General features: G+C 70.2%; 25 protein-coding genes, 1 tRNA gene and 1 pseudogene. 15 read left to right on the top strand and 12 right to left on the bottom strand.

Features of this window, described 5'->3' with window-relative positions; all coding sequences use genetic code 11:
- Positions 1–3: 3 nt before the first annotated feature.
- Both KHC27_RS21460 and KHC27_RS02410 read right to left on the bottom strand, forming a co-directional pair.
- Positions 4–336: pseudogene (locus KHC27_RS21460) on the bottom strand (winged helix-turn-helix domain-containing protein); the annotation flags it as partial.
- 56 nt (positions 337–392) lie between these two features.
- Positions 393–950 carry a DUF2478 domain-containing protein gene (locus KHC27_RS02410; RefSeq protein WP_213334599.1) on the bottom strand — a complete coding sequence of 186 codons (558 nt, stop codon included), beginning with the start codon at positions 948–950 and terminating at the stop codon, positions 393–395.
- A gap of 91 nt (positions 951–1,041) precedes the next feature.
- Between KHC27_RS02410 and KHC27_RS02405 the strand changes: the two genes are divergently transcribed.
- Positions 1,042–1,536, top strand: a complete 495-nt coding sequence (locus KHC27_RS02405; RefSeq protein ID WP_213334598.1) for an SAM-dependent methyltransferase — start codon at positions 1,042–1,044, stop codon at positions 1,534–1,536.
- Position 1,537: 1 nt separating this feature from the next.
- Here the strand turns inward: KHC27_RS02405 and KHC27_RS02400 are convergent, their stop codons facing one another.
- From KHC27_RS02400 to KHC27_RS02390, 3 genes are all read right to left on the bottom strand, one after another.
- On the bottom strand, positions 1,538–2,716 hold the full coding sequence (locus KHC27_RS02400; protein WP_213334596.1) for a hypothetical protein: 1,179 nt from the start codon (positions 2,714–2,716) through the stop codon (positions 1,538–1,540).
- Between the two features lie 140 nt (positions 2,717–2,856).
- A tRNA-Met gene (locus KHC27_RS02395) sits at positions 2,857–2,933 on the bottom strand.
- Positions 2,934–3,075: 142 nt separating this feature from the next.
- Positions 3,076–3,627 carry an NUDIX domain-containing protein gene (locus KHC27_RS02390; protein ID WP_213334594.1) on the bottom strand — a complete coding sequence of 184 codons (552 nt, stop codon included), beginning with the start codon at positions 3,625–3,627 and terminating at the stop codon, positions 3,076–3,078.
- Between KHC27_RS02390 and KHC27_RS02385 the strand changes: the two genes are divergently transcribed.
- A complete protein-coding gene (locus KHC27_RS02385; RefSeq protein ID WP_213334592.1) occupies positions 3,610–4,536 on the top strand; it encodes a metallophosphoesterase family protein in 927 nt (308 codons plus the stop codon). The genes KHC27_RS02390 and KHC27_RS02385 overlap by 18 nt on opposite strands.
- Before the next feature lie 5 nt (positions 4,537–4,541).
- The gene (locus KHC27_RS02380; RefSeq protein ID WP_213334590.1) at positions 4,542–5,648 is read left to right on the top strand and encodes an alpha-hydroxy acid oxidase; all 1,107 of its coding nucleotides are present in this window, start codon (positions 4,542–4,544) and stop codon (positions 5,646–5,648) included.
- Here KHC27_RS02380 and KHC27_RS02375 read toward each other — a convergent pair.
- Together KHC27_RS02375 and phnF are read right to left on the bottom strand one after the other, a co-directional pair.
- The gene (locus KHC27_RS02375) at positions 5,642–6,250 is read right to left on the bottom strand and encodes a pyridoxamine 5'-phosphate oxidase family protein (RefSeq protein ID WP_213334584.1); all 609 of its coding nucleotides are present in this window, start codon (positions 6,248–6,250) and stop codon (positions 5,642–5,644) included. The genes KHC27_RS02380 and KHC27_RS02375 overlap by 7 nt on opposite strands.
- A 24-nt stretch (positions 6,251–6,274) precedes the next feature.
- Positions 6,275–7,042: a phosphonate metabolism transcriptional regulator PhnF gene (gene phnF, locus KHC27_RS02370; RefSeq protein WP_213334581.1), complete on the bottom strand. Its 768-nt coding sequence runs from the start codon at positions 7,040–7,042 to the stop codon at positions 6,275–6,277.
- 96 nt (positions 7,043–7,138) lie between these two features.
- Between phnF and phnG the strand changes: the two genes are divergently transcribed.
- From phnG to phnN, 9 genes are read left to right on the top strand one after another with little or no spacing between them, the layout of a single operon-like run.
- Positions 7,139–7,606 carry a phosphonate C-P lyase system protein PhnG gene (gene phnG / locus KHC27_RS02365; protein WP_213334578.1) on the top strand — a complete coding sequence of 156 codons (468 nt, stop codon included), beginning with the start codon at positions 7,139–7,141 and terminating at the stop codon, positions 7,604–7,606.
- A 2-nt stretch (positions 7,607–7,608) separates the two neighbouring features.
- A complete protein-coding gene (gene phnH, locus KHC27_RS02360; RefSeq protein ID WP_343210812.1) occupies positions 7,609–8,247 on the top strand; it encodes a phosphonate C-P lyase system protein PhnH in 639 nt (212 codons plus the stop codon).
- A 3-nt stretch (positions 8,248–8,250) separates the two neighbouring features.
- On the top strand, positions 8,251–9,378 hold the full coding sequence (locus KHC27_RS02355; protein WP_213334575.1) for a carbon-phosphorus lyase complex subunit: 1,128 nt from the start codon (positions 8,251–8,253) through the stop codon (positions 9,376–9,378).
- Positions 9,375–10,328 (top strand): alpha-D-ribose 1-methylphosphonate 5-phosphate C-P-lyase PhnJ, encoded by a 954-nt coding sequence (locus tag KHC27_RS02350; protein ID WP_281416948.1) that lies wholly within the window; start codon positions 9,375–9,377, stop codon positions 10,326–10,328. The genes KHC27_RS02355 and KHC27_RS02350 overlap by 4 nt, the downstream gene beginning before the upstream one ends.
- A complete protein-coding gene (locus KHC27_RS02345; protein WP_213334572.1) occupies positions 10,325–10,858 on the top strand; it encodes a GNAT family N-acetyltransferase in 534 nt (177 codons plus the stop codon). The genes KHC27_RS02350 and KHC27_RS02345 overlap by 4 nt, the downstream gene beginning before the upstream one ends.
- Entirely contained in the window at positions 10,855–11,631 is a 777-nt protein-coding gene (gene phnK, locus KHC27_RS02340; RefSeq protein WP_213334570.1) for a phosphonate C-P lyase system protein PhnK, read from the top strand. The genes KHC27_RS02345 and phnK overlap by 4 nt, the downstream gene beginning before the upstream one ends.
- 29 nt (positions 11,632–11,660) lie before the next feature.
- Complete coding sequence (gene phnL / locus KHC27_RS02335; RefSeq protein WP_213334568.1) at positions 11,661–12,392, top strand: phosphonate C-P lyase system protein PhnL; 732 nt, start codon at positions 11,661–11,663, stop codon at positions 12,390–12,392.
- Between the two features lie 9 nt (positions 12,393–12,401).
- On the top strand, positions 12,402–13,544 hold the full coding sequence (locus tag KHC27_RS02330; RefSeq protein WP_213334566.1) for an alpha-D-ribose 1-methylphosphonate 5-triphosphate diphosphatase: 1,143 nt from the start codon (positions 12,402–12,404) through the stop codon (positions 13,542–13,544).
- Between the two features lie 46 nt (positions 13,545–13,590).
- Positions 13,591–14,202 carry a phosphonate metabolism protein/1,5-bisphosphokinase (PRPP-forming) PhnN gene (phnN, locus tag KHC27_RS02325; protein WP_213334564.1) on the top strand — a complete coding sequence of 204 codons (612 nt, stop codon included), beginning with the start codon at positions 13,591–13,593 and terminating at the stop codon, positions 14,200–14,202.
- 54 nt (positions 14,203–14,256) lie between these two features.
- On the opposite strand, the gene sciP is transcribed toward phnN, so the two are convergent.
- Positions 14,257–14,532, bottom strand: a complete 276-nt coding sequence (sciP, locus tag KHC27_RS02320) for a CtrA inhibitor SciP (protein WP_213334562.1) — start codon at positions 14,530–14,532, stop codon at positions 14,257–14,259.
- Between the two features lie 301 nt (positions 14,533–14,833).
- Between sciP and mnmA the strand changes: the two genes are divergently transcribed.
- The 3 genes from mnmA (at position 14,834) to KHC27_RS02305 (ending at position 17,866) form a co-directional block, all read left to right on the top strand.
- Entirely contained in the window at positions 14,834–16,021 is a 1,188-nt protein-coding gene (gene mnmA, locus KHC27_RS02315) for a tRNA 2-thiouridine(34) synthase MnmA (protein ID WP_213334560.1), read from the top strand.
- A gap of 33 nt (positions 16,022–16,054) precedes the next feature.
- Positions 16,055–16,744 carry a class I SAM-dependent methyltransferase gene (locus KHC27_RS02310; protein ID WP_213334557.1) on the top strand — a complete coding sequence of 230 codons (690 nt, stop codon included), beginning with the start codon at positions 16,055–16,057 and terminating at the stop codon, positions 16,742–16,744.
- A 93-nt stretch (positions 16,745–16,837) separates the two neighbouring features.
- Entirely contained in the window at positions 16,838–17,866 is a 1,029-nt protein-coding gene (locus tag KHC27_RS02305; protein ID WP_213334554.1) for a ParA family protein, read from the top strand.
- 48 nt (positions 17,867–17,914) lie between these two features.
- Here KHC27_RS02305 and KHC27_RS02300 read toward each other — a convergent pair whose 3' ends face one another.
- The 4 genes from KHC27_RS02300 to KHC27_RS02285 form a co-directional block, all read right to left on the bottom strand.
- Positions 17,915–19,243 (bottom strand): carbohydrate porin, encoded by a 1,329-nt coding sequence (locus tag KHC27_RS02300; RefSeq protein WP_213334552.1) that lies wholly within the window; start codon positions 19,241–19,243, stop codon positions 17,915–17,917.
- A gap of 78 nt (positions 19,244–19,321) precedes the next feature.
- Positions 19,322–20,572: an FAD-dependent oxidoreductase gene (locus tag KHC27_RS02295; protein ID WP_213334548.1), complete on the bottom strand. Its 1,251-nt coding sequence runs from the start codon at positions 20,570–20,572 to the stop codon at positions 19,322–19,324.
- A gap of 95 nt (positions 20,573–20,667) precedes the next feature.
- Entirely contained in the window at positions 20,668–22,173 is a 1,506-nt protein-coding gene (locus KHC27_RS02290; RefSeq protein ID WP_213334545.1) for a calcium-binding protein, read from the bottom strand.
- Between the two features lie 208 nt (positions 22,174–22,381).
- Positions 22,382–23,300 (bottom strand): calcium-binding protein (locus tag KHC27_RS02285; RefSeq protein WP_213334543.1); only part of this gene is annotated, 919 nt, incomplete at its 5' end.

Below are 23,300 nucleotides of genomic sequence, written 5' to 3'. Positions count from 1 at the left end.
GCCCTTCACCGCGTCCTGAAGCGCCCGCAGGTGGACCGCGGCGGCCTCTTCCGCGGCGCGTTCGATCTGGCGATAGCGGAACACCAGTTCCTCGCCGAAGGGGGTGAGGCGCGCGCCGCCGCCGTGCCGCCCGCCGGTCTGCGACAGCACGACCGGCTGGCCGAACAACTGGCCGAGGCTGTCCACCAGCTCCCAGGCCCGTCGATAGGACATGGCCATGGCACGCCCGCCGGCCGAGATCGATCCCGTGCGGGCGATGCATTCGAGCAGCTCGATCTTGCCGGGGCCGACGCGGCCGTTCGGATCGAGATCGAGGCGGATGCTGAGATGGGGCATGGCTTCCGGCTGCGGGGCGGTCTGTCAATCTAGAGTCAATCGAAGCTGGCCATCCGTCAACTCGCCGACAGCCGAGGCCAGCCCTGGCGGCGGCCCACCGGCCGCACCGCCTGCCACCACGCCTCGAGCGCGGTCTCATCCGGCGCGGCGATGGCCGCCATCTCCCCGGCGAAGGCCTGCCATGGCGCCGCCAGCGCCGGGGCCACCGCGGTGAGCACCGGCACCTCGCGCTCCACCGCGGCGCGAAAGGCGTCGATCAGTCCGCCGCGCGCCGCCTCCAGCTTGCCGAACTTGCTGATCACCACGAGGTCGCAGCCCGCTTCGATCGCCGAAAGCGCCGCCATGCAGGCCGCGGCGACACCGGACGAATCGAGGTGGCAGGCGGTGGAGTCGCGGCCGAGGTCCTGGTCGATGGGAAAGACGGCGCCAGTCGTCAGATCACGCAGCCCCTGCCCGGTGCAGCCGCTGCCGGGCGGCCCGAGCTGCTCCTCCACGAGCCCGGCAACCCGCCAGCCGGAGGCGCGCCGGCGCGCCGCGAAATCGGCCAGCGCCCGCTGGATCGTCGGGCTCGGCGCGCCCTGAAGGGCGATGACACGGGGAGGGGGAGGGGACATGTTCACCGTGCGCCTGTGTTGCTATAGCGTGCAGTATATAGCTTGGCCCGCCACCGGCCAGAGCATCGCAGGACGAGGGAGGAAAGACGCCATGGTCCGCGAGGACGAAATCCGCGCCGCCGAACGCGCGGTGGAGTGGCCGGAGCCGGTGGATGCCGGCCTCGTCTTCATCGGCCGCATCCGCACGCCATGGACCTCGCGCCTGCTTTGCCCGCGCCAGGGCCGGCTCGATGGCCCGGTGTGCCGGCTGGAGATCGACGCGCCGTGGCGCGTCGCGCTGGCCGGGGTCGAACTCTATGAGCGGCTGGAAGTGCTCTACTGGCTGCACCGCTCCCGCCGCGACCTCGTGCTGCAGAGCCCGCGCAATGACGGCGAGGTGCGCGGCACCTTCTCGCTGCGCTCGCCGGTGCGGCCGAACCCGATCGGCACCGCCATCGTCGCCCGCGTGGGGCAGGAGGAAGACGGCGTGCTGCTGGTGCGCGGGCTGGACTGCCTCGACGGAACGCCGCTGCTCGACATCAAGCCCGACCGCGCGCTGTTCGTGCCGCTCGCGCCGCCCCAGCCCGGCGACGCGCAGACCGGCTGAATCAGCGAAGTTGCGGCTCGCGCCCGAGCACGGCGCGGCGGACCTGCAGCCGCTTGCGCTGCACCCGGCGGTTCCAGACGAGGCTTCCCATCTCCGCGCCCGCCCGGGCGAGGCGCTGGCCAAGAGAGAGCCGGGGGGCGGCCGCCGGCGGGGCGGCGCGTGCCAGCATCTCCCGGTTCGGCGCCAGCGCCAGCAGGCCTTCAGCCACCTGCGGCAGGGTCCGCATGCCCTCGACAAGGATCGAATAGCCGGAGATCATCGGGCGTCCGCTCTGGCCGAGGCTGGACAGCGCCGAGAACAGGTAGCGGCGGGCCCGCGCCATGGCGATGAGGTCGCAGAACTGATCCACCGCCGCCACCCGGGCTGCGACGATCCGGGTCTCGTGGATCGGTTTGCCGCCAAGGTCGGGAATCTCCGAGCTGAACAGCACCTCCACCTCCGGGGCGAAATAGGACCGGGCGAAGCGTTGCACTTCCGCGCTGTCGGTGCAGACCAGCAGCCGGCGGCCGACGAAGAGCGGCTTGGTGCGCTCGAACAGCTTGCGGAAGTCGGTCTGGTAGTCGGTGTGGCGAACGTGCAGCGCGTCGTAGTCCGGTCCCAGCCGGGCGAGCCGGGCGACGATCTCGGCGGCGATGTCGGGTGCCAGCGACAGGCCGCGCAGCGGCCACACCCCGGTGAGCCCGCCGCCAGCCTGCTCGTAGACCAGACAGCGGGCGGCATGATCGCGGCTCATGTCGAAGCGCAGCGGCGTGCCGGTGTCGCGGCAGGCATACATCAGGCCCTGCTCGTGCCACGTCGGCTCATAGCTGCCGAGTCGCCCGGCGATGCCGGCGGGCTCCACGTCGGCGATCCGGTCCAGCGCGGCGATGACGTCCGGGCTCGCGTCGAGCACCGCGCAGCCGAACTCCGGTCGCGCCCGGAACAGCTCGCCGAACGGCAGCCGCATGCCGCCGCGGGTGAGGTCCAGCACCAGGGTACGGTCATAGGCGGCGGCGTAGCGCCGGCAGCGTTCGAGCTGCATCAGCGCGTCGTTGAGGCCGGCGCGGGGGCGGGCGAGCAGGAAGCGGGTGCCGCCCTCCAGCAGCCGGGCGGGATCGGACACGGAGTGTGGTGACAGGCGCGCGTCCACCGGGGCGTCGGGACACAGCGCGGGGTCGGGCAGGGTGAGGCCATGAGCCATTGCGAGGCGGAATCCTTCGGTACCGGACGGGGAGCCGCCGACGCCCCGGCAGATCCCTGATGGACGACGTCATGGCACGCGGCTGCCGCCGCTTCAACTGACGTTTGGTGAAGGATGTACGGATTTCGACTGGACGCCGATGGTAGCGGAGGAGGGACTCGAACCCCCGACCCCAGGATTATGATTCCCGTGCTCTAACCAGCTGAGCTACTCCGCCCCAGACGGCCGAAGGCGCGAAGCGCCGCGGCCGCGTCGAGGTGGCGGGATATAAGGAAGCCGGCCTTCGCGTGTCAAGCGCGCGCCGCACGCCGTCCACCTCAAGCGCCACCGTCGAGCCCGGGCGGAGGCGCCCCCGGGGCTCACCAGCGCGGGGCGGGCGGCAGCTTCTCCGCGATCTCATGCAGCCGTCGCCGCGTGCCCGGGGTGGTTTCCGGCGGCAGCGCGTCCAGCGGGAAGAACCGCGCTTCGGCGATCTCGCGGGAGGGCAGTTCCACCGGCCCGGTGCGGAAGCGCTCCACCACGAACACCAAGACATGGTCACGCCGCGAGAGAAAGGAGTTGAAGAAAACCCCGTGCAGGCGCGGCTCGCCGAGCAGCGCGACCCCGGCCTCCTCCTCCAGCTCCCGCGCCACCGCCTCGCGCACGGTCTCGCCCGGTTCCACGCCGCCGCCGGGCAGGTGCCAGCCCGCGACATAGGTGTGCCGCACCAGCAGCACCTGCCGGCCGGGCCCCAGCACTACCGCGCGCACGCCCAGCGTCATGCCGCGCGTGAGCCGGCTCCAGAAATGGATGAAGCCCGGCAGCTTTTTGCGCCGTGTCGGCGTTATCAGGGCGGCGACCGGCGATCGGTTGCCACCTTCCTTCACCCGGTACGGGCTGATATGGAAACGGCCGTGTTCGTTCTCGCCCATCTCACCGATCCCCATCTCGGCCCGCTCCCGCCCGTGAGGCTGAAGGAGCTGGCGAGCAAGCGCGCGCTTGGTTTCCTCAACTGGCGGCGCGGCCGACGCAAGCGCTTCGCGCCGGGTACGATCGAGCTTCTCGTCGACGACATCAAGGCGCTCGCCCCCGATCATATCGCGGTGACGGGCGATCTGGTGAATGTCGGCCTGCCGGCGGAATACCAGACCGGCCTCGTCTTCCTGCGCTCTCTCGGCGCCGGGGACAAGGTGACGGTCATTCCCGGCAATCATGACGCCTATGTGCGCTCCACCGCACATCACGCCTTGCTGAACTGGGGCGAGTATATGCGCGGCGACTCCGCCGAGGCGGACCGCGCCGCCGACCAGGAGGCCTTCCCCTTCGTGCGGCGGCGCGGCGACGTGGCGCTGGTCGGGGTGTCGAGCGCCATCCCCACCAACCCCTTCATGGCGACCGGCCGGGTCGGCCGGGCGCAGCTCGCGCGGCTGGCCGGCGTGCTCGACCAGCTCGGCCGCGAGGGCCTGTTCCGGGTGGTGATGATCCACCACCCGCCCTGCGGCCACCGCGCGGCGCATAAGCGCCTGCTGGACGCGGAGGGCTTCCGCGCCTGTCTCGCCCGCCATGGCGCGGAGCTGGTGATCTGCGGCCACGACCACCGCCCGATGGTGGAGCAGCTTCCCGGGCCGCATGGGCTCATCCCGGTGGTGGAGGCGCCCTCCGCGGCGGCGGGGCCGGAGGATCGGCGCTGGCCCGGCGGCTATCACCTCTACCGCATCGAGCGGCAGGACGGGAACGCCTGGCGCTGCGAGATGGAGGCGCGCGGCTTCGCCCCGGGCGATCCCACCGTCGCCCGGCGCACCGTGCGGGTGCTCGCCGCTCCGCCCCGCGCACCGGTGTGAGGGCGATGTCCCGCGCCTACGAGATTCCGCCGGGAACGGTCGCGGTGGAGGATTACGAGGCACTGGCCCGCGAGCGGCTTCCGGCCGACGCCTTCGCCTATATCGCCGGCGGCGCGGCCGACGAGGGCACGCTGCGGCGGAACCGCGCCGCCTTCGACGACATCCGGCTGCGCAGCCGGGTGCTGGCGGACCTGCGGGGCGGCGGCACCTGGCTGGAGCTGTTCGGCACCGCGCTCGATCACCCCATCCTCGTCGCGCCCACCGGGCGGCACCGGCTGGCCGACCCCGATGGCGAGCGGGCGACGGTGGTGGGGGCTGGCGGCGCCCGGGCCGCGATGGTGGTGAGCACCGAGGCCGACCACACGCTGGAGGAGGTCGCCGCCGTGGCGCGCACCCCGCTCTGGTTCCAGCTCTACATCCAGCACGATCGCGGCTTCACCGCCGATCTGGTGCGCCGGGCCGAGGCGGCGGGCTACCGGGCCCTGGTGGTGACGGTGGACGCCCCGGTGTTCGGCGCCCGCAACCGCGAGCAGCGCGCCTTCTACCGCGGGCCCAAGCTGTCGGAATTCGCCAATCTGCGCGGGCTGCACACCCGCCACGTCGCCCATGCCGAGCTGGGCGAGAGCCTGATGTTCGGCGGCTTCCTCGATGTGGTGCCGCGCTGGGAGGACATCGCGCGACTCCGCGCGCTCACCCGGCTGCCGCTCATCCTCAAGGGAATCATGACGCCGGAGGATGCCGGGCGGGCGCTGGCGGAAGGCGCCGACGGCATCATCGTCTCCAACCATGGCGGACGGATTCTGGACGGCCAGCCCGCCAGCCTCGAGGCGCTGCCGGCGGTGGCGCGCGCGGTCGAGGGGCGGGTGCCGGTGCTGATGGATGGCGGCATCCGCCGCGGCACCGACGTGCTGAAGGCCCTCGCTCTCGGCGCCCGCGCGGTGCTGGTCGGGCGGCCCTGCCTGTACGGCCTCGCGGTGGCGGGGCCGGCGGGGGTGGCCCATGTGCTCCACCTGCTGCGCTGCGAATTCGAGATGGCGATGGTGCTGACGGGCTGCCGCACCCTCGCCGACATCGGCCCGCAGGTGCTGTGGCCGGCGGGGCAGGCTCAGTAGAGCGTCTCGCGGTAGCGCACCAGCATCTCGGCCTGGGTCTCGGCGGCGGCGAGGCCGAGCTGGTCGCGCAGCATCTCCCCCATGCTCGGCAGGACGTCGCGGGGAACGAAGCTCGTGGGGTCCCAGGCACGGGAGCGCATGAAGGCCTTGGCGCAGTGGAGATAGGCTTCCTGCACCTCGACGCGCAGCACGGTGCGGGGCTGGCGCTCGCCGATGGCGTAGCCCGCGAGCAGGTCGGCGTCGTCGCGGATTTCCGCGGTGCCGTTGACGCGCAGCGTCTCGTCGACGCCGGGGATCAGGAAAAGCAGGCCGATGGCGGGATTGGCGATGAGGTTGGTGAGGCTGTCGAGCCGGTTGTTGCCGGGGCGGTCCGGCAGCAGCAGCGTGCCGGCCTCCTCGACCCGGACGAAACCGGCGGCCTCGCCGCGGGGTGTGACGTCAGCCCTCCCGTCCGCGCCATAGGTCGCCAGCATCACCAGCGGCGACAGCGCCACGAAACGCCGGCAATGCGCATCGAGGGCGGGCAGCACCTTGCGGCGGCTGCGCTCGCGCGCCTCGCCATAGAGGGCGCGAAGATCATCGAGGCGGGTGATGCGGGCCATGGGGTGTTCCGTGGGTTGGTGCCGTCAGTTCTTGACGAGGAGCTGGACGCGGTCGGCCGCAAAGCGCGAGCGGGTGAACTGGATGGGGGTGCGTCGGGCGTCGCCATTGATGCTCTCCACTACCATGACCACGCGGCCGGCCGGCAGCGCAAGCAGGCCGCGCTCCTGCTCGTCGGCGGGGCGGGCGGTGATGCGGGTCTCGAGCCGGCGGTAATCGCCCAGCCCGAGGGCTTCCAGCGCCCGCGTGACCGAGCCGGTGGCGGCGACGAGGAATTCGAGGTCGCGGCAGCGTTCCGCGCTGTACCAGTGGGTGCCGCAGACGATGGGCACGCCGTCGGCCTCGCGCACCATCTCGATGCGCAGCAGCTCGGTTCCCGCCGGGATCTTCAGCGCCGCGGCGAGTTCGGCCGTGGCCGGCTCGCGCTGCGCGGAAAGAAAGCGCCCGCCCGGCGCGCGGCCTTCCCCGGAGACGATCTCGGAGAAGCGGGTGCGGGCGCTGATGGGGTAGCGGATCGGCGGCTCCTTCACGAAGGTGCCGCGCCCCGGGGTCGCTTCCACGACGCCGCCTTCGCTCAGCGCGGCCAGTGCCCGGCGCAGCGTGTGGCGGTTCACCCCGAACCGCTCGGCCATCTCGGCCTCGGTGGGCAGCCGCGCGCCGGGCTGCAGGCGCCCGTCCGCGATTTCCGCCGCGAGCTGCTCCGCGATCTGCTTCCACAGTGAAATTCCCGAGCCCCGCTCGACGGTTGCGGCGGGCGTGGGAGGCGTCACCGGGTCGTTGTCGAATTCGTCCATGGTGAAATCCGGTGCTGAACGGGGTAGAGCCGCTTGCTATTTGTCTAGATTAATATACAAATCCGCCGTCGTCCAGTGAGGACAGCAGAGGCCGACATGCAGCCTTCCCCCTTCGACGCCGCCCCCGTGGCGGCCGCCCGCCCCGCGCTGATGGCGGTGCTGGCCCGGGCCGAACCGGGCGAACTCCACGCCGCGCTCGCCGCCCTGGCTCCCGTCCCTCCCGTTCGTGATCTCAGGGCGCCCGAGGTCGGGCTCGTCATGGTGCGGGGGCGGATCGGCGGCGACGGCGCCGCCTTCAATCTGGGCGAGGCGACGGTGAGCCGCGCCGCGGTGCGGCTCGATGGCGGTGCGGCCGGCTTTGCCTACCGGCTCGGCCGCAGCGTGGCGGCGGCCCGTTCGGCGGCGATTCTCGATGCGCTGTGGCAGGACGCGGGGCGGCGCGAGGCGGTGGAGGCCGCGCTGGTGCCGGTGCGGACCCGGCTTGCCGCCGAGGCGGCGGCGGTGCGGGCCGAGACCGCCGCCACGCGGGTCGACTTCTTCACCCTCGTGCGCGGGGAGGACTGAGCGTGCCGGATATTTCCTTCGAGTCTGCAACGCCTTCCTATGTTCCGGCGGCCGGCTTCGGCGATCCCGTGTTCGGCGCGCAGGCGGCGTTCCGGGCGGTGATGTGGGCGCTTTCGCGCCCCGGCCGGCCGGAGCCGCTGCCGGTGGACCTTGTCCCGCCGGCACCGTTGTCGGCCGAGGCGGCGGCGGTGGTGCTGGCGCTGTGCGACCACGAAACACCGCTCTGGCTCGACCCGGCGCTGGCGGCGGCGCCGGAGGTGGCGGCCTTCCTGCGCTTCCACACCGGCGCGCCCCTCGTCGCCGAGCCGGGCGCGGCGCGCTTCGCCATCGTCTCCAATCCTCTGGACATGCTGGATTTTTCGGTCTTCGCGGCGGGCAGCCCGGACTATCCCGACGCCTCTGCGACGCTGGTGCTGCAGCTCGACGGCTTCACCCCGCAAGCTCCGGCGGCTCGCGCCCTCCGGCTGGAGGGGCCGGGGGTGGAGGGGGCGCTCGCCTTCGCCGCCGGGCCGCTGCCGGCCGACATCGCGGCGCGCCTTGCGGGCAACCGCGCGCTGTTTCCGCGCGGGGTCGATCTCATTCTGACGGCGCCCGGCGCGGTGGCGGGGTTGCCCCGCTCCGTCGTGGCGAGGGAGGCCTGAGCCATGTATGTCGCGGCCAAGGGTGGCGAGAAGGCCATCCGCAACGCCCACCGCCTTCTGGCCAAGCGCCGGAGGGGAAACCCGAATCTGCCGGACATCACGCTGGCGCAGATCGCCCAGCAGCTCACCCTCGCGGTGGACCGGGTCATGGCGGAAGGCTCGCTTTTCGACCCGGAACTGGCCGCTCTCGCGGTGAAGCAGGCGCGCGGCGACCTGATCGAGGCGATTTTCCTCATTCGCGCCTTCCGCACCACCCTGCCGCGCTTCGGCGCCTCCCGCCCGGTCGACACCGCCGCGATGCTGGTGCGGCGGCGGGTTTCCGCGACCTTCAAGGACCTGCCCGGCGGGCAGCTTCTCGGCCCCACCTTCGACTACACCCACCGCCTGCTCGGCGCCTCGGCCGGGGTGGAGGGTCAGTATGATGAGGTGGACGATGCGACCGATCACGTCGCCGTCCTGGCCGGTGCGGCCGGCGCCGGACCGATGCCGCGGGTGACCGACCTGCTCGGCGCCGACGGCCTCATCGAGCCCTCGCCCGCCGACGCGGGGGAGGAGCCCTTCGACATCACCCGCACCCCCGTCACCTACCCGGTGGACCGCGCCACCCGGCTGCAGACCCTGGCGCGGGGCGACGAGGGCTATCTGCTCGCGCTGGGCTATTCCACCCAGCGCGGCTTCGGCCGCACCCACCCCTTCGTCGGCGAGATCCGGTTCGGCGATGTCGAGGTGTCGTTCTTCGCCGAGGAGCTGGGCTTCGAGGTCAGCCTCGGCACGCTCCAGCTCACCGAGTGCCAGATGGTGACGCAGTTCACCGGCACCGCGCAGGCGCCGCCGCAGTTCACCCGCGGCTATGGCCTCGTCTTCGGGCAGTGCGAGCGCAAGGCGATGTCGATGGCGCTGGTCGAGCGCTCGCTGCGCTGGGCCGAGCTCGGCGAGGAGAAGGGCGCCCCGGCGCAGGACGAGGAGTTCGTGCTCGCCCACAGCGACAACGTGCAGGCGACCGGCTTCGTCGAGCACCTGAAGCTGCCGCACTATGTCGATTTCCAGGCCGAGCTCGATCTCGTCCGCCGCATGCGCGCGGAGCGGGCGGCGGAGGCCGGCCCCGAAGCCTTCGAGGAGGCCGCCGAATGAGCGCCGCACCCGATCCCGCCGCACCCGATCCCGCCACCCCCGAATCCGATGCCGCCCCGGCCGGGCCGCTGCTGCCGGAGCTTGCCTATAATTTCGCCTATCTCGACGAGCAGACCAAGCGGATGATCCGCCGCGCCATCCTGAAGGCGATCGCGATTCCCGGCTATCAGGTGCCCTTCGCCGCCCGCGAGATGCCGATGCCCTATGGCTGGGGCACCGGCGGGGTGCAGGTTACCGCCGCGGTGCTGGGGCCGGACGACGTGCTGAAGGTGATCGACCAGGGCGCCGACGACACCACCAATGCGGTGGCGATCCGCGGCTTCTTCGAGAAGACCGCCGGCGTCGCCACCACCACCCGCACCTCCGAGGCGAGCGTCATCCAGACCCGCCACCGCATTCCCGAGCAGCCGCTCACCGAGCGGCAGATCCTGGTCTATCAGGTGCCGATCCCCGAGCCGCTGCGCTTCCTGGAGCCGCGCGAGACCGAGACCCGCCAGCTCCACGCGCTGGCGGAATACGGCCTCGTCCATGTGAAGCTCTATGAGGACATCGCCCGCCACGGCCATATCGCCACCACCTATGCCTATCCGGTGGAGGTGGCCGGCCGCTATGTGATGGACCCGTCCCCCATCCCGAAATTCGACAACCCGAAGATGGACGACTGCCCCGCCCTCCAGCTCTTCGGGGCCGGGCGCGAGAAGCGCATCTACGCCATTCCCCCGCACACAAGGGTGCGCTCGCTGGATTTCGACGACCACCCCTTCCGGGTGCAGCGCTTCGCAGAGCCCTGCGCCATGTGCGGCGCGCGCGGGGTCTATCTCGACGAGGTGATCCTCGACGATCGCGGCGGGCGGATGTTCGTGTGCTCCGACACCGACCATTGCGAGACCCGGCAGGCCGAAGGCCATCATGGCGGGATGTGGGGCGGCGCCCCGGGAGCGGCGGCATGAGCGCGCCCCTTCTGCTGCGTCCCGCCACCGCGTCCGACCTGCCGGCGGTGCTGCGGCTCTACCGCGAGCTCGACCCCGCCGACGCCGGCGACCTCGCCGGCGCGCAGGCGGTGTTCGCCCGCATGGCGCTCTATCCCGACTACAGCCTCCACGTCGCCGAGGCGGCGGGCGAGGTGCTCGGCACTTTCACCCTGCTGGTGATGGAGAACATCGCCCATCACGGTTCCCGCTCGGCGGTGATCGAGGCGGTGGCGGTGGCCGCCGCCGCGCAGGGCCGGGGTGTCGGCCGGGCGATGATGGCCGAGGCGCTGCGCCTTGCCGGGGAGAAGGGCTGCTACAAGGCCAGCCTCTCCACCCGGATGACCCGGGAGCGCGCCCACGCCTTCTATGAGAGCCTCGGCTTCACCCGCCACGGCTTCAGCTATGCCATCGAGCTCGACCACGCGGCCGGGGCGGGGGAGGCGGCCGGCGTCGCGTCCACCGCCATGCCGGCCCGGCCGGTGCCGCTCCGCGCGGGAGGCGCGTCATGACCGATCAACCTCTGCTCGTCGCCGAGGGGCTGGCGAAGAACTACGGCGCCCGCATCGGTTGCCGCGATGTCTCGCTGGAGGTGTATCCCGGCGAGGTGCTGGCGGTGGTGGGGGAGAGCGGCTCGGGCAAGTCGACCCTGCTCGGCCTGCTCTCCACCGAGCTTGCCCCCAGCGCCGGGCGCGTGCTCTACCGCCTCAAGGACGGCGCGCTGACCGACCTCGCCAGCCTCGGCCCCGCCGAACGCCGGCTGCTGATGCGCACCGACTGGGGGCTGGTGCGGCAGAACCCGGCGGAGGGGCTGCGCATGGCGGTCTCGGCCGGCGGCAATGTCGGCGAGCGGCTGATGGCGGTCGGCTGGCGCCACTATGGCGACATCCGCGCCGAGGCGCTGGACTGGCTCGGCCGGGTCGAGATCGCCGCCGACCGCATCGACGACGACCCCCGTTCCTTCTCCGGCGGCATGCGCCAGCGGCTGCAGATCGCCCGCAACCTCGTCACCCGGCCGCGCCTCGTCTTCATGGACGAGCCGACCGGCGGGCTCGACGTCTCGGTGCAGGCGCGGCTGCTCGATCTCATTCGCGGGCTGGTGGCGCAGATGGGGCTGGCGGTGGTGATCGTGACCCACGACCTCGCGGTGGCGCGGCTGCTCTCGCACCGCATGGTGGTGATGCGGCAGGGCCGGGTGATCGAGACCGGGCTGACCGACCAGGTGCTGGACGACCCGCGCGAGCCCTACACCCAGCTTCTGGTTTCCTCGGTGCTGGCGGCATGAGCGCCCGGATGGACAGGCAGGCACACCCCATGACCACGGCTGACGACATCTCCCCGCCCGAGGGCGCCCCGCTGCTCTGCGTCGCCGGCCTCGCCAAGACCTTCGTGCTGCACCTGCGCGAGGGCGCGCGGCTGCCGGTGGTCTCGGGCGCCGGCTTCGAGCTGTTCGACGGCGAGTGCGTGGCGCTCGGCGGGCCCTCCGGGGCGGGCAAGAGCTCGCTGCTGAAGATGGTCTACGGCAATTACCGCGTCGATGCCGGCAGCATAAGGGTGCGCGACGGCGCCGGGGTGGTGGATGTCGCCGGCGCCGATCCCCGCCGGCTGATCCGGCTGCGGGCCACCACCATCGGCTATGTCAGCCAGTTCCTCCGGGTCATCCCCCGCGTCGGCGCGCTCGACGTGGTGGCCGAGCCGCTGGTGGCGGACGGCGTCGCCCCCGTGGCGGCGCGCGAGCGCGCGGGCGAACTGCTGGCCCGGCTCAACCTGCCGGAGCGGCTGTGGGGCCTGCCGCCCGCCACCTTCTCCGGCGGCGAGCAGCAGCGGGTGAACATCGCCCGCGGGCTCATCGCCCACCGCCCGCTGCTGCTGATGGACGAGCCGACCGCCTCGCTCGACGCCGCCAACCGGGCGGTGGTGGTGGGGCTGATCGAGGAGAAGAAGCGCGCCGGAACCGGCATTCTCGGCATCTTCCACGATGCCGAGGTGCGCGAGGCGGTGTGCGACCGGGTTATCGACGTCACCGCCTTCGCGGCGGCGGCCTGAGGGGACGCCATGACCGAAACCGTTTTCGCCAATGCCCGCCTCGTGCTGCCCGACGAGGTGCTGCACGGCCATCTGGTGGTGCGCGACGGGCTCATCACCGCGATCGGCACCGGGGCGGTGCCGGCCGGCGCGATCGACCTCGGCGGCGACTACCTGCTGCCGGGGCTGGTCGAGCTGCACACCGACCATGTCGAGACCCATCTCTTCCCCCGCCCGCGGGTGAAGTGGAACGCGCTCGCCGCGGTGCTGGCCTATGACGCCCAGATCGCGACCTCGGGCATCACCACCGTGTTCGACTCGCTGCGGGTGTGGCCCGACACCCGGGCGGTGGGGGTCGACGGCGACGCCGCCGAACTCGCCGCCACGCTGAAGACGGCGGGGGCGCAGGGGCTGCTGCGCGCCGAGCACTTCGTCCACCTGCGCTGCGAGGTCGCGGCCGACGGGGTGGTGGAGGACGCGCAGGCGCTGATGGAGGCCGGCGAGGTGCGCCTCGTCTCGCTGATGGACCACACCCCCGGCCAGCGCCAGTTCCTCACCGTCCACCATTTCCGCAGCTACTACATGAAGAAGAGCGGCATCACCGAGGAGGAGATGGACGTGATCGTGGCGGCCCGGCTGGAGGCCCACGCCAACCACGCCCGGCCCAACCGGGCGCGGCTGGTCGAGCTCTCCCGCGCCCGCGGCATCGTGCTGGCCAGCCATGACGACGCCACCGAGGCCCATGTCGCCGAGGCGGTGGCGGACGGCATCGCCATCGCCGAATTCCCCACCACGGTGGAGGCCGCCGCCGGCTCCCACGCCGCCGGCATCCGCGTGCTGATGGGCGCGCCCAATGTGGTGCGCGGCGGCTCCCATGCCGGCAACGTCGCCGCCCACGATCTGGCGCGGGCCGGGGTGCTCGACATCCTCTCCTCGGACTATGTGCCCGCCAGCCTGCTGATGGGGGCCTTCGCCCTCGCCGGTGCGGAGGAGGGGGCGATGGGCCTGCCGGAGGCGGTGCGGCTGGTGAGCGCCAACCCCGCCGCGGCGGTGGGGCTCGGCGATCGCGGCCGGCTGGCGCCGGGGCTGCGGGCCGACCTGCTGCAGGTCTCCCCCGTCGCCGGCCTGCCGGCGGTGCGGCGGGTGTGGCGTGCCGGCGAGCGTGTGGCGTGAGGCGGGCCGGCGTGACGTCTGGCCGGCGGGGAGCGGGACCATGGACATGAGCAGGGCGCCGGCCGCCACCGCGACGCAAGAGGGCGCGGCGGGCACGCCGGTGCCGGCGGCGGGCGGCACGCTGGTCTTCGTGGTGGGCCCCTCCGGGGCCGGCAAGGACACGCTGCTGGCCTATGCCCGGCGCCGGCTCGACGGCGGGGCGTGCGGGGCGCGGCCGGTGGTGTTCGCCCGCCGGCTCATCACCCGGCCGGTGGACGCCACCGAGGACCATATCGAGATCGATGCCGCCGGCTTCGAGGCCGCCGCCGCGGCGGGCCGGTTTCCGCTGCACTGGCGGGCCAACGGGCTGGGCTATGCCCTCGGCGAGGATTGCCGCGCCGGGCTCGCGGCCGGGCATCTGGTGGTCGCCAACGGCTCGCGGGCGGCGGTGAAGGAGGCGCGGGCGCGCTTTTCCGACGTGCGGGTGGTGCTGGTGAGCGCGCCGCCGGAGGTTCTGGCCCGCCGGCTCGCCGCGCGCGGGCGCGAGGCGGCGCCGCAGGTGGCGGAACGGCTGGCGCGCGACCCGGCGCTGGAGACCGTGCCGGAGCTGACCCTGATGAATGACGGGCCTGTCGAGGCGGCCGGCGAGCGGCTTGTGGCCTATCTCGCGGGAATGTGACGCGCCCGCCTCGAGGCGGGCGGAGCGGCGGGGGCGGCGGCGCGGCGGGCGCGCCTATTGCCGGTATTGCTGGATGCGGGTGGTGCGCAGCCCGGCGAGCCCGTGACGGTCGATCGAGGCCTGCCAGGACAGGAATTCTTCCGTCGTCAAGGTATAGCGGCGGCAGGCTTCCTCCAGGCTGAGCAGACCGCCGCGCACGGCGGCGACGACTTCAGCCTTGCGCCGGATGACCCAGCGCTTGGTTTCCGGCGGGGGCAGGTCCGCAATGGTCAGCGGACTGCCGTCCGGCCCGATAACGTATTTGACCCTAGGGCGATAGGGTTCGGTCATTGGTACGCTCACTAAACACACCCGATCGGCGGTAAGACTAGGCGGTACCCATGAATTTTTCCCTAAGCGAATCACGGCGTTGCGGGCGGTTATTGCGTTAACGTTGGAGAAACCTTGGCGCCGCCTCCGGCCGCTGCCGCGCCGTCCCGCCGCCGCCTTGCCGGCCCCTGCGCCGCCGCCGCCGGCGCGCCGGCGCGCTTGCGTCCGGGGCCGGGGCTTCCTAAAACCGCAGTAAGGCTCCATATGGGCCCTGAGCCGGCGGCCGTGCCGCCTTTTTCCGCCCCGCAGCGCGCCAGCAGCCATGATCCGCCTCGACGACACCGACCGTCTTCCGAGCCAGACCCGCGTGGTGGTGGCGATGTCGGGCGGCGTCGATTCCTCCGTGGTCGCGGCGCTGTACGCTCGGGCCGGCTATGAGGTGATCGGCGTCACCCTGCAGCTCTACGACCATGGCGAGGCGATGCACCACCGCCCCGGCGCCTGCTGCGCCGGGCAGGACATCTACGACGCCCGCATGGTGTGCGAGCGGCTGGGCATTCCCCATTACGTGCTCGACTATGAGAGCCGCTTCCGCGACCAGGTGATCGAGCGCTTCGCCGACAGCTACGCCGCCGGCGAAACCCCCATTCCCTGCGTCGAGTGCAACCGCACCATCAAGTTCCGCGACCTGCTGGAGACCGCGCGCGACCTCGGCGCCGACATCCTCGCCACCGGGCACTACGTCACCAGCCGGGCGCTGCCGGGCGGCGGGCGCGGCCTGTTCCGCCCGCAGGACGAGAACCGCGACCAGAGCTATTTCCTCTACGCCACCACCCCCGAGCAGATCGCCATGCTGCGCTTTCCGCTCGGCGAGACCACCAAGCCGGAGGTGCGGGCGCTGGCGGAGAGCTTCGGCCTCAAGGTGGCGGACAAGCCGGACAGCCAGGACATCTGCTTCGTGCCCACCGGCCGCTACACCGACATCGTCGAGAAGCTGCGCCCCGAGGCGGCCGAGCCGGGCGAGATCGTGCATCTCGACGGCCGGGTGCTGGGCCGGCACGCCGGGGTGATGCGCTACACCATCGGCCAGCGCAAGGGGCTCGGCATCGCCGCGCAGGAGCCGCTCTATGTGGTGGGCATCGACGCCGCCGCGCGCCGGGTGCTGGTGGGCCCGCGCACGGCGCTGGGCGTCGCCGTGGTGCGGGTCGAGGAGGTGAACTGGCTGGGCGACGAGCCGCTGGCGGCGGCGCTGGCGGCCGAGCGCGAAATCCACGTGAAGGTGCGCTCCACCCGGGCGCCGGTGCCCGGCCATCTCGCCCGGGAACCGGATGGCGGGGTGGCGGTTCATCTGCATGACGCTGAGGAAGGCGTGGCACCGGGGCAGGCCTGCGTGTTCTATTCCGATTCCGGCGCCGCGGCGCGGCTGCTGGGCGGCGGGGTGATACGCCGCGCGCCGCGGGCGTTCACGCCGGTGACACGCGAGCCGATAATGATGGCCGTCACGCCTTAGCCGCGATTCGCCGCAGCCGTTCCCGGGGGGACCATGAGCACCGATCTCGACCGCACCACCGTCGAAGAAGCCTATGCCCGCTGGGCTCCCATCTACGACGTGGTGTTCGGGGCGGTGTTCGAGCCGGGCCGCAAGGCGGCCATCGCCCAGGTCGAGCGGATCGGCGGGCGCATCCTGGAATTCGGGGTGGGCACCGGCTTCGCCCTGCCGGCCTACAAGCGCAGCAACCGCTTCGTCGGCGTCGACATCTCCGAGCCCATGCTGCAGAAGGCGCGCGAGAAGGTCGAGAAGGAGCGCCTCACCCATGTGGAGGGGCTGTGCCTGATGGACGGCGCCCAGATGGGCTTCGCCGATGCCAGCTTCGACGTGGTGGTGGCGCAGTTCGTCATCACCGTGGTGCCGCACCCGGAGGAGACGCTGGACGAGATGGCCCGCGTGCTGCGGCCGGGCGGCGAGATCATCCTCGTCAACCATCTCGGCGCCGAGGACGGGCTGCGCGCCTCCTTCGAGCGCTGGTTCGCCCGCCGCGCCCGCAAGCTGGGCTGGCGGCCGGAATTCCAGCTCGCCCGCCTGCGCAACTGGGCCCGCCAGAACGGCACGGTGGAGATGATCGAGGCCCGCAATGTCGCGCTCGGCATGTACACCATGGTCCGCTTCCGCAAGCTGGCGGCGGATGCCACCGGCGAGGCCGAGGCGGACGACAAGGTCATGATGGCGGGGTGAGGGGGACTACTAAGAGTATGTCCATATAAGACATTGACATGTCCAAAAATGACATGTACCTCTCTGCTATGTCATTTGGCTGGAGAGGAAATTATGTCGGCCGTATCCACGATATTTTGGAACAATAAGGGCGGGACCGGAAAGACTAGTCTTGCTTTCCAATCGATATGTAGCTTTGCTAAAAAACATTCCGATAAGAAAATACTTGTAATTGATGTGTGTCCTCAAGCTAATTTGTCGGAACTTTTTCTTGGGGGACTAGAGTATAATGGAAGCGATAATCTTCTAAAGATTCAGGGAAAGATTCCAAGAGCGACAGTGGGCGGGTATTTCCAGTATAGACTTCCATCTCCTTTTAGTATTGTTCCAATTTCTTCTGATGCTTATATAAGTAATCCATTCTTATTTAATAAATACGTTCCCCAAAATATTTATTTAATGGCCGGAGATCCGCTTCTGGAATTGCAATCGAATTCTATGTCTACACTTGCAAACACACAAATTCCCGGAACTGATACTTGGATAAAAATAGTTAGCTGGTTGAAAGATTTTATATCGGCTACCGAAGGGAAGTATGACTATATTTTCTTGGATGCAAATCCAAGTTTTTCCATCTATACGCAAATTGCGATGGCTGCTGCGGATCGCGTGATATTGCCAGTAATGGCCGACGATTCTTCACGCAGGGCTATACAAAATGCCTTTTCGTTGATTTTCGGCCTTAAGCTTCCATCTGAAATATATGCTCAGCATATGTTCGCCACGCGTATTAAAAATGGTGGGCTGTCTCTTCCAAAGGTTCATTTGATAGTAAAAAATAGAATAACTCAATATGTCGTAGCTGCGTCTGCATATAGGGCTGTCTTGAATAGGATAGATGATGATGTAAAATCTATTATCAATCTTAATCCTGAATATTTTTCTTTTTCAAAATCGTCGGATGGGGTTCTAGAAATTCGCGATTTCCAAACAACGGGAGTGGTTGCATTTGCTCGAGGTACTCCCTTTTTTGCTTTAGAGCCAGGAAAGCGATCTGTTGGCGGTAAACGAGTCCAGCTTGATGCCAAGCAGATTGCAGACCGTCGTGATGAGGTCGATAGGCTTGCAGATTTCTTAGCGTAATCGCGAATGGGTGTTTGAATGACAGGTGCTTGGGGATGGTAAGCCTCCTCAGAACACCACCCCCGTCCGCACCCCCACCACCAGCGCGTCGGCCATCGCCTGCGCGGGGTCGTTGCCCATCGGGTTCGGCACGTTGCCGCCGGGGTGCACCACATATTGCGCGAAGGGCTGCACGGTGAGCCACGGCGTCACCGCGGCCTGATAGGTGATCTCCAGCACCGCCTCATAGTCCTCAACCGGGCCGTCCGTGCCGTCATAGCCATTGGCGGCGCGGTCGAGCCGGGCGAGCGCCGGGCTGGTCTTCGCCCAGGCCACGGCGAGGCCGGCGATGTCGTTGGGCCGGCCGGGCAGCGGGCCGGTGAGCGCGAGGCCGGCATCGGCATAGAGCGTGAGGGGGCTGCGGTCGGCCTCCGGCGCCACCGCCACCCGCACGAAGCCGGACAGGCTGGCGCTCGCCCCGTTCGGCAGGCGGCCGGCCCAGAGCGGGCGGTCGGCGATGGCGTAGAGCGCGTAATTGCCGACATGGGTCGCCGGGGCGCCGGCGGCGGGATCGGCCAGCGACAGTCCGTCGGCGGCGGTGGAGAGGTCGTCATAGGCGTTTGAATTGTACCAGGCGCCGACGCGCCAGGTGCCGCCGTTGTCCGGCGCGGCGTAGCTGGCCTCGGCGATGGCGAAGAGGCCCTGATCAAGGGGGAAGTCGAGCCCGTTCGCATTGCCGTCGCCGCCGAGCGGGTTGCCGTTATAAAGGCCGACCTGCACCGACCACGGCCCCGGCGGGCTCCAGCGCAGCCGCGCGCCGGGCGTCGGCAGCGGATAGGCCGGGCCGCCGCCGGGCAGGTCCTGCGCGTTGAGGCCGGGCCAGCCGAAGCTGGAATTGATGAAGAGGCTCGCGGTCTGGCTCTGCCAGAACTCGGTGTCGGCGGCGATCTGCCCGACCCGCAGCGACAGCGCGCCGTTCGCAAGGCCCTGTTCCAGATAAAGCTCGTTCAGCCGCCAGCCGGCTTCCGCCTCGATGTTGCTGACGGTGAGGAGATTGCCGACATAGCCGGCGGACAGGCCGCGCCCTTCGATCCAATAGCCGCTGGCGTGGAAGCGGGCGCCGTTCCAGCCGGCCAGCGTGCCGAGATCGAGGTCGAGCTGGGCTTCGGCCAGCCCGTCGAACACCGCGCCGGTGCGCATGCCGCCGCGGGTGTTGGCCAGCACCTCGCCGGTCCACGACCCCGACAGGGTGACGCCGCGCGCGGCGAGCGCGGTGCGGGCGCCGCCCCAGTCCCCGGTCAGGGTGGCGGCGGCGGCGTCGTCGGGGCGTGCCGGGGCGGGGGCCAGCGCCAGCAGCGCCGCGAGCGCGCCCGCCCATCCGCTCCACCGCCTGTCCATTCCCGCCGGCCCCCCGTTTGAGCCTGCACCCTAGCAGAGGCGCCGGCCGGCGGTTGCCAAAGGCCCCGGCGGGGTGCGTCAGCCCCCGTTCGGCTTCACATGTTCCGGCCGGAAGCCCAGCCCCACCAGCCGGCCGGCCAGATGCGCCAGCACCGGCCAGCGGGCGATGGATTTCAGGAAGGCGGGCGGGCCGTTGCGGCGGGTCGCGTCATTGCTGCGGCGCTTGCCGCGCATCATGAGCTGCATCTTCTGCGTCGCTTTGGTGGGGAAGCGCCGGCGCGCCTCCACCGCGGCGAGGTCGCGGTCGGACACGGTGCCCGCCTTCAGCGGGGCGGCGAGGCGGTTCGCCGCCGCCACCGCGTCCTGGATCGCGAGGTTCACCCCGAAGCCGCCGATCGGCGACATGGCATGGGCGGCGTCGCCGATGCAGAGCAGGCCCGGCCGCCACCAGCGCGTCAGCCGGTCGATCCGCACCCGGAGCAGGCTGACATCCTCCCAGCTCCGCACCTCGGCCATGCGCTCCGGCGGCAGCGGCGACACCGCGGCGACGCTGGCGCGGAACGCCTCCAGCCCCTTCGCCTGCACCTCGTCATAGGATTGGCCGCGCAGCACGAAGCCGCACTGCCAGTAGTCGCCGCGGTCCACCATGACGAAGCCCTGGCGCGGGCCGCCATGGCCCATGGTGTAGGGCGGGTCGTCGGGCTGGTGGGAGAGCTTCATCCACAGCACCTCGCTCGGCGTGCCGAAGCTTTCCACCGCCAGCCCCGCCTTTTCCCGCACCACGGAGTTGCGCCCGTCCGCCCCGACCACGAGGCCGGCCCGCACGGTGAGCGGGCCCTGCGGCGTGCGGGCGGACAGGCCGACGATGCGGCCGTCCTCCTCGATCAGCGCCTGCGTCTCGGCCTGCATCAGCAGGCGGAAATGGGGATGGCGCGCCGCCTCGCGGGCGAGGAAGGCGAGGAAGTCCCACTGCGGCATGAAGGCGATGAAGCGGCAGCGGGTGGGCAGGCGGGAGAAATCGGCCAGCGTGACGTCGCGCCCGCCGATCTCGGCGTGCAGCCGCGGCGCCCGGGTGTGCGGCAGGGCGAGCAGCCCGTCGAGCAGGCCGAGCTCGTGCATCACCTCCAGCGTCGAGGGGTGGATGGTGTCGCCGCGGAAGTCGCGGAGGAAATCGGCGTGCTTCTCCAGCACGGTGACCGCCACCCCGGCGCGGGCCAGCAGCAGGCCGAGCATCAGCCCGCCGGGGCCGGCGCCGACGATGGCGCAGGCCGTCTCGAGGGTGGCGGGCGCGGGGGCAGGGGGCGAGGCGAGGGGCGAGGCGAGCGGCATGGCGTGGCTCCTGCCCCCTGCTTAGCCGGTCCGGCCGCTTCGGCAAAGCCGGCGTCCGGCGGGAAGGCGGCGGCCGTGCCCCCGCCTGAGCCCGGTCAGGCCGCGAAGACGAAATCCGAGGCGGAGAGGGTGAGGGCGGTGTTGGCCTTGTTCTGCACGGTCACGCTGTTGCCGCTGCCGAAATTCACCACGACCGAAGCGGTGCCGTTGCCGGTGATGCTGAGGCCGGAGAAGGACGTGTAGCCGTAGGCCGAAACGTCGATCAGGTCGTCGCCGGTGCTGCTGCCCGCGGTCTGGCCGAAGTCGTAGATCGTGTCGGCGCCGCTATTGGGCTCGAACACGAAGGTGTCGTTGCCGCCGGTGACCTTGCCGCCGGTGATGATGGTGCCGGAGACGTCGCCATAGAGCTTGTCGTTGCCGGTGCCGCCGTCGAGCCGATCGTTGCCGCAGGTCAGGCTCGCCTTCGCCGCTACGCTCTCGGCGTCACCGACCAGGATGTCGGCACCGGCACCGCCATGGAGCGTGTCGCCGCCGCCGGTGGCGGTGACGACGTTGGTGCCGCTGCCGCACGCTTTGCCGTCGCCATAGATCGTGTCGTCGCCATCCTCTCCATAGAGCGTGTCGATGCCGCCCTTCACGGTCGAGCCGTTGCCGTAGCCGAAGACATTGGCGTCACCATACAGGGTGTCGGCGCCGCCACCGGCATGCACCGTGTCGTTGCCACCGGTTGCGGTCGTATTCCTGCCATAGCCGAGTGAGCCCACATCGCCGTAAAGGCTGTTGCCGCCGTCATTGCCATAGAGCGTGTCATTGCCGCCGGTGGCGGTGCTGCCCGCGCCAACGCAGAGATAGCTGCCGTCGCCGTAGAGCATGTCGGCCTCGGTGCCGGTGCCGGCGTAGAGCGTGTCGTTGCCGCCGACGGCCGTGCTGGACGTGCCATAGCCGAGATTGTAGCCGTCGCCATAGAGTGTGTCCTTGCCCGCTCCGCCCCGCAGAACGTCGTCGCCGCCGAACGCGCTGGAGGTGTCGTCAGAGGCCAGTCTCGAGCCATCGCCATAGAGCGTATCGTTGCCGGCGCTGCCGGTGATGGTGTCGTTGCCGCCCTTGGCCCAGCTCATGTAATAGCCGTCGCCAATGACAGCCGTGCCGACCGTCGCCGCGGACGCGTCGATGATGTCGTTGCCGCCCTGCACCAGGTCGCTGGCCGAGGTGCCGGCTATGGTTACGTTGTCGCCAAAGACCGCGCCGAGATGCGAACCCGCCGTCCAGATCACGTCATTGCCGAGCCCGCCATAGATCGTGGCGTCGGTGGCATATTCATGGCCGGCATTGGCGGGGCGGACGGTGAAGTCGATGATGTCGTCGCCGGCCCCGGCGTCGAAGGCGGTGAAGCCGGAGAAGCGCAACGCGTTGGTGCCGCTGAGGGTGAGGTCGTAGATGAAGGCCTCGTTGGCGTCGCTGCCGGTCAGCGTGGTGTCACCGCCCGACGCGGTGTAGATCACCGAGCTGCCGTAGAAGCCAGTGGTCGACAGCGTCTGGTTGGTGGTGGTGTTGGTGGTGGTGCTGGCCCGGCTGAATTTGCCGGAGCGGGTAAACTGCACGGTCTCACTCCTGCGTCGGCCGGTCGCCCCACGCGATTCCGGTATGCGGTGCCATGTTACCGTACGGGTGTGAGAAAGCCCAGTGTGTCCGTGTGGATTTCCGCCTGTCGGGTTGGATATTCCTGAAGAATGTAATGGCTGTGACCGCCAGGCCACTGTCCAAGGGGAAGGGCGGGGCCGTGACCGCCCCGCCGCACGTACCGCAGCGTCACGCCGCGAAGACGAAATCCGAGGCGTCGAGGGTGAGGGCGGTGTTGGCCTTGTTCTGCACCGTCACGCTGTTGCCGCTGCCGCTGAAGGTGATCGTCACCGACGCCGTGCCGTTATTGGCGATGCTGAGGCTGTCGAAGTTGGTGTAGCCATAGGCGGAGACGTCAATGAGGTCGTCGCCGGTGCTGCTGCCCGCGGTCTGGCCGAAGTCGTAGATCGTGTCGGCGCCGCTGCCGGGCTGGAACACGAAGGTGTCGTTGCCGCCGGTCACCGTGGCGCCGGAGCCGATGGTGCCGGAGACGTCGCCATAAAGCTTGTCGTCGCCGGTGCCGCCGTCGAGCCGGTCGTTGCCGCAGGTGAGGGTGTGGGACTTCGCTACCGTCGCGCCGTCGCCGATCAGCGTGTCGTCGTCGGCGCCGCCATAGAGCGTATCGTTGCCGCAGGTGGTCGACGCGACGCGTGTTATGAGTGCATTGCTGAAGCCGAAGGTCACGGTGTCGCCATAGAGCGTGTCCTGGCCATCGTCGCCATAGAGCGTGTCGGCGCCGCCGGTGAAAAAGGCAGAGGTTTGTGTCGCGGCAGTGGTTGAGTCGCCATAGATCGAGTCGTTGCCCCCCCCGCCATGGATCACATCATTGCCGCCCGTCGCCCGAGTGCTGGCGTTGGTTGCAGCATTCGTCGCATCGCCATAGATAAAGTCTCCATAGCCACTCCCAGTTATGGTGTCGTTTCCGCCCATCGAAAAAACTGTCGCGGAGGTGTCTCCATAAATCGTCGTGGCCGCCGTGGCCGCGGAAGCGTCGATCGTGTCGTTGCCGAACTGCAGCATGTTGCTTGAGGAGCTGCCGCTAGCGGAAAACTCGTCGCCATAGACGGTCGTCAACGCGCTGCCGGCGGTCCAGATCACGTCATTGCCG

The organism is Ancylobacter lacus (assembly GCF_018390635.1).
In the GTDB taxonomy this organism is placed as follows: domain Bacteria; phylum Pseudomonadota; class Alphaproteobacteria; order Rhizobiales; family Xanthobacteraceae; genus Ancylobacter; species Ancylobacter lacus.
The sequence above is the reverse complement of the archived record's forward strand: the minus strand, read 5'-3'. Positions and strand labels throughout refer to the sequence as shown.

What these genes read in the sequence shown, in the direction of transcription:
- KHC27_RS02410 (WP_213334599.1), bottom strand. Translation starts at nt 950, where the DNA reads ATGTCCCCTCCCCCTCCCCGTGTCATCGCCCTTCAGGGCGCGCCGAGC.
- KHC27_RS02405 (WP_213334598.1), top strand. Translation starts at nt 1,042, where the DNA reads ATGGTCCGCGAGGACGAAATCCGCGCCGCCGAACGCGCGGTGGAGTGG.
- KHC27_RS02400 (WP_213334596.1), bottom strand. Translation starts at nt 2,716, where the DNA reads ATGGCTCATGGCCTCACCCTGCCCGACCCCGCGCTGTGTCCCGACGCC.
- KHC27_RS02390 (WP_213334594.1), bottom strand. Translation starts at nt 3,627, where the DNA reads ATGGGCGAGAACGAACACGGCCGTTTCCATATCAGCCCGTACCGGGTG.
- KHC27_RS02380 (WP_213334590.1), top strand. Translation starts at nt 4,542, where the DNA reads ATGTCCCGCGCCTACGAGATTCCGCCGGGAACGGTCGCGGTGGAGGAT.
- KHC27_RS02375 (WP_213334584.1), bottom strand. Translation starts at nt 6,250, where the DNA reads ATGGCCCGCATCACCCGCCTCGATGATCTTCGCGCCCTCTATGGCGAG.
- phnF (WP_213334581.1), bottom strand. Translation starts at nt 7,042, where the DNA reads ATGGACGAATTCGACAACGACCCGGTGACGCCTCCCACGCCCGCCGCA.
- phnG (WP_213334578.1), top strand. Translation starts at nt 7,139, where the DNA reads ATGCAGCCTTCCCCCTTCGACGCCGCCCCCGTGGCGGCCGCCCGCCCC.
- KHC27_RS02355 (WP_213334575.1), top strand. Translation starts at nt 8,251, where the DNA reads ATGTATGTCGCGGCCAAGGGTGGCGAGAAGGCCATCCGCAACGCCCAC.
- KHC27_RS02350 (WP_281416948.1), top strand. Translation starts at nt 9,375, where the DNA reads ATGAGCGCCGCACCCGATCCCGCCGCACCCGATCCCGCCACCCCCGAA.
- KHC27_RS02345 (WP_213334572.1), top strand. Translation starts at nt 10,325, where the DNA reads ATGAGCGCGCCCCTTCTGCTGCGTCCCGCCACCGCGTCCGACCTGCCG.
- phnK (WP_213334570.1), top strand. Translation starts at nt 10,855, where the DNA reads ATGACCGATCAACCTCTGCTCGTCGCCGAGGGGCTGGCGAAGAACTAC.
- phnL (WP_213334568.1), top strand. Translation starts at nt 11,661, where the DNA reads ATGACCACGGCTGACGACATCTCCCCGCCCGAGGGCGCCCCGCTGCTC.
- KHC27_RS02330 (WP_213334566.1), top strand. Translation starts at nt 12,402, where the DNA reads ATGACCGAAACCGTTTTCGCCAATGCCCGCCTCGTGCTGCCCGACGAG.
- phnN (WP_213334564.1), top strand. Translation starts at nt 13,591, where the DNA reads ATGAGCAGGGCGCCGGCCGCCACCGCGACGCAAGAGGGCGCGGCGGGC.
- sciP (WP_213334562.1), bottom strand. Translation starts at nt 14,532, where the DNA reads ATGACCGAACCCTATCGCCCTAGGGTCAAATACGTTATCGGGCCGGAC.
- mnmA (WP_213334560.1), top strand. Translation starts at nt 14,834, where the DNA reads ATGATCCGCCTCGACGACACCGACCGTCTTCCGAGCCAGACCCGCGTG.
- KHC27_RS02310 (WP_213334557.1), top strand. Translation starts at nt 16,055, where the DNA reads ATGAGCACCGATCTCGACCGCACCACCGTCGAAGAAGCCTATGCCCGC.
- KHC27_RS02305 (WP_213334554.1), top strand. Translation starts at nt 16,838, where the DNA reads ATGTCGGCCGTATCCACGATATTTTGGAACAATAAGGGCGGGACCGGA.
- KHC27_RS02300 (WP_213334552.1), bottom strand. Translation starts at nt 19,243, where the DNA reads ATGGACAGGCGGTGGAGCGGATGGGCGGGCGCGCTCGCGGCGCTGCTG.
- KHC27_RS02295 (WP_213334548.1), bottom strand. Translation starts at nt 20,572, where the DNA reads ATGCCGCTCGCCTCGCCCCTCGCCTCGCCCCCTGCCCCCGCGCCCGCC.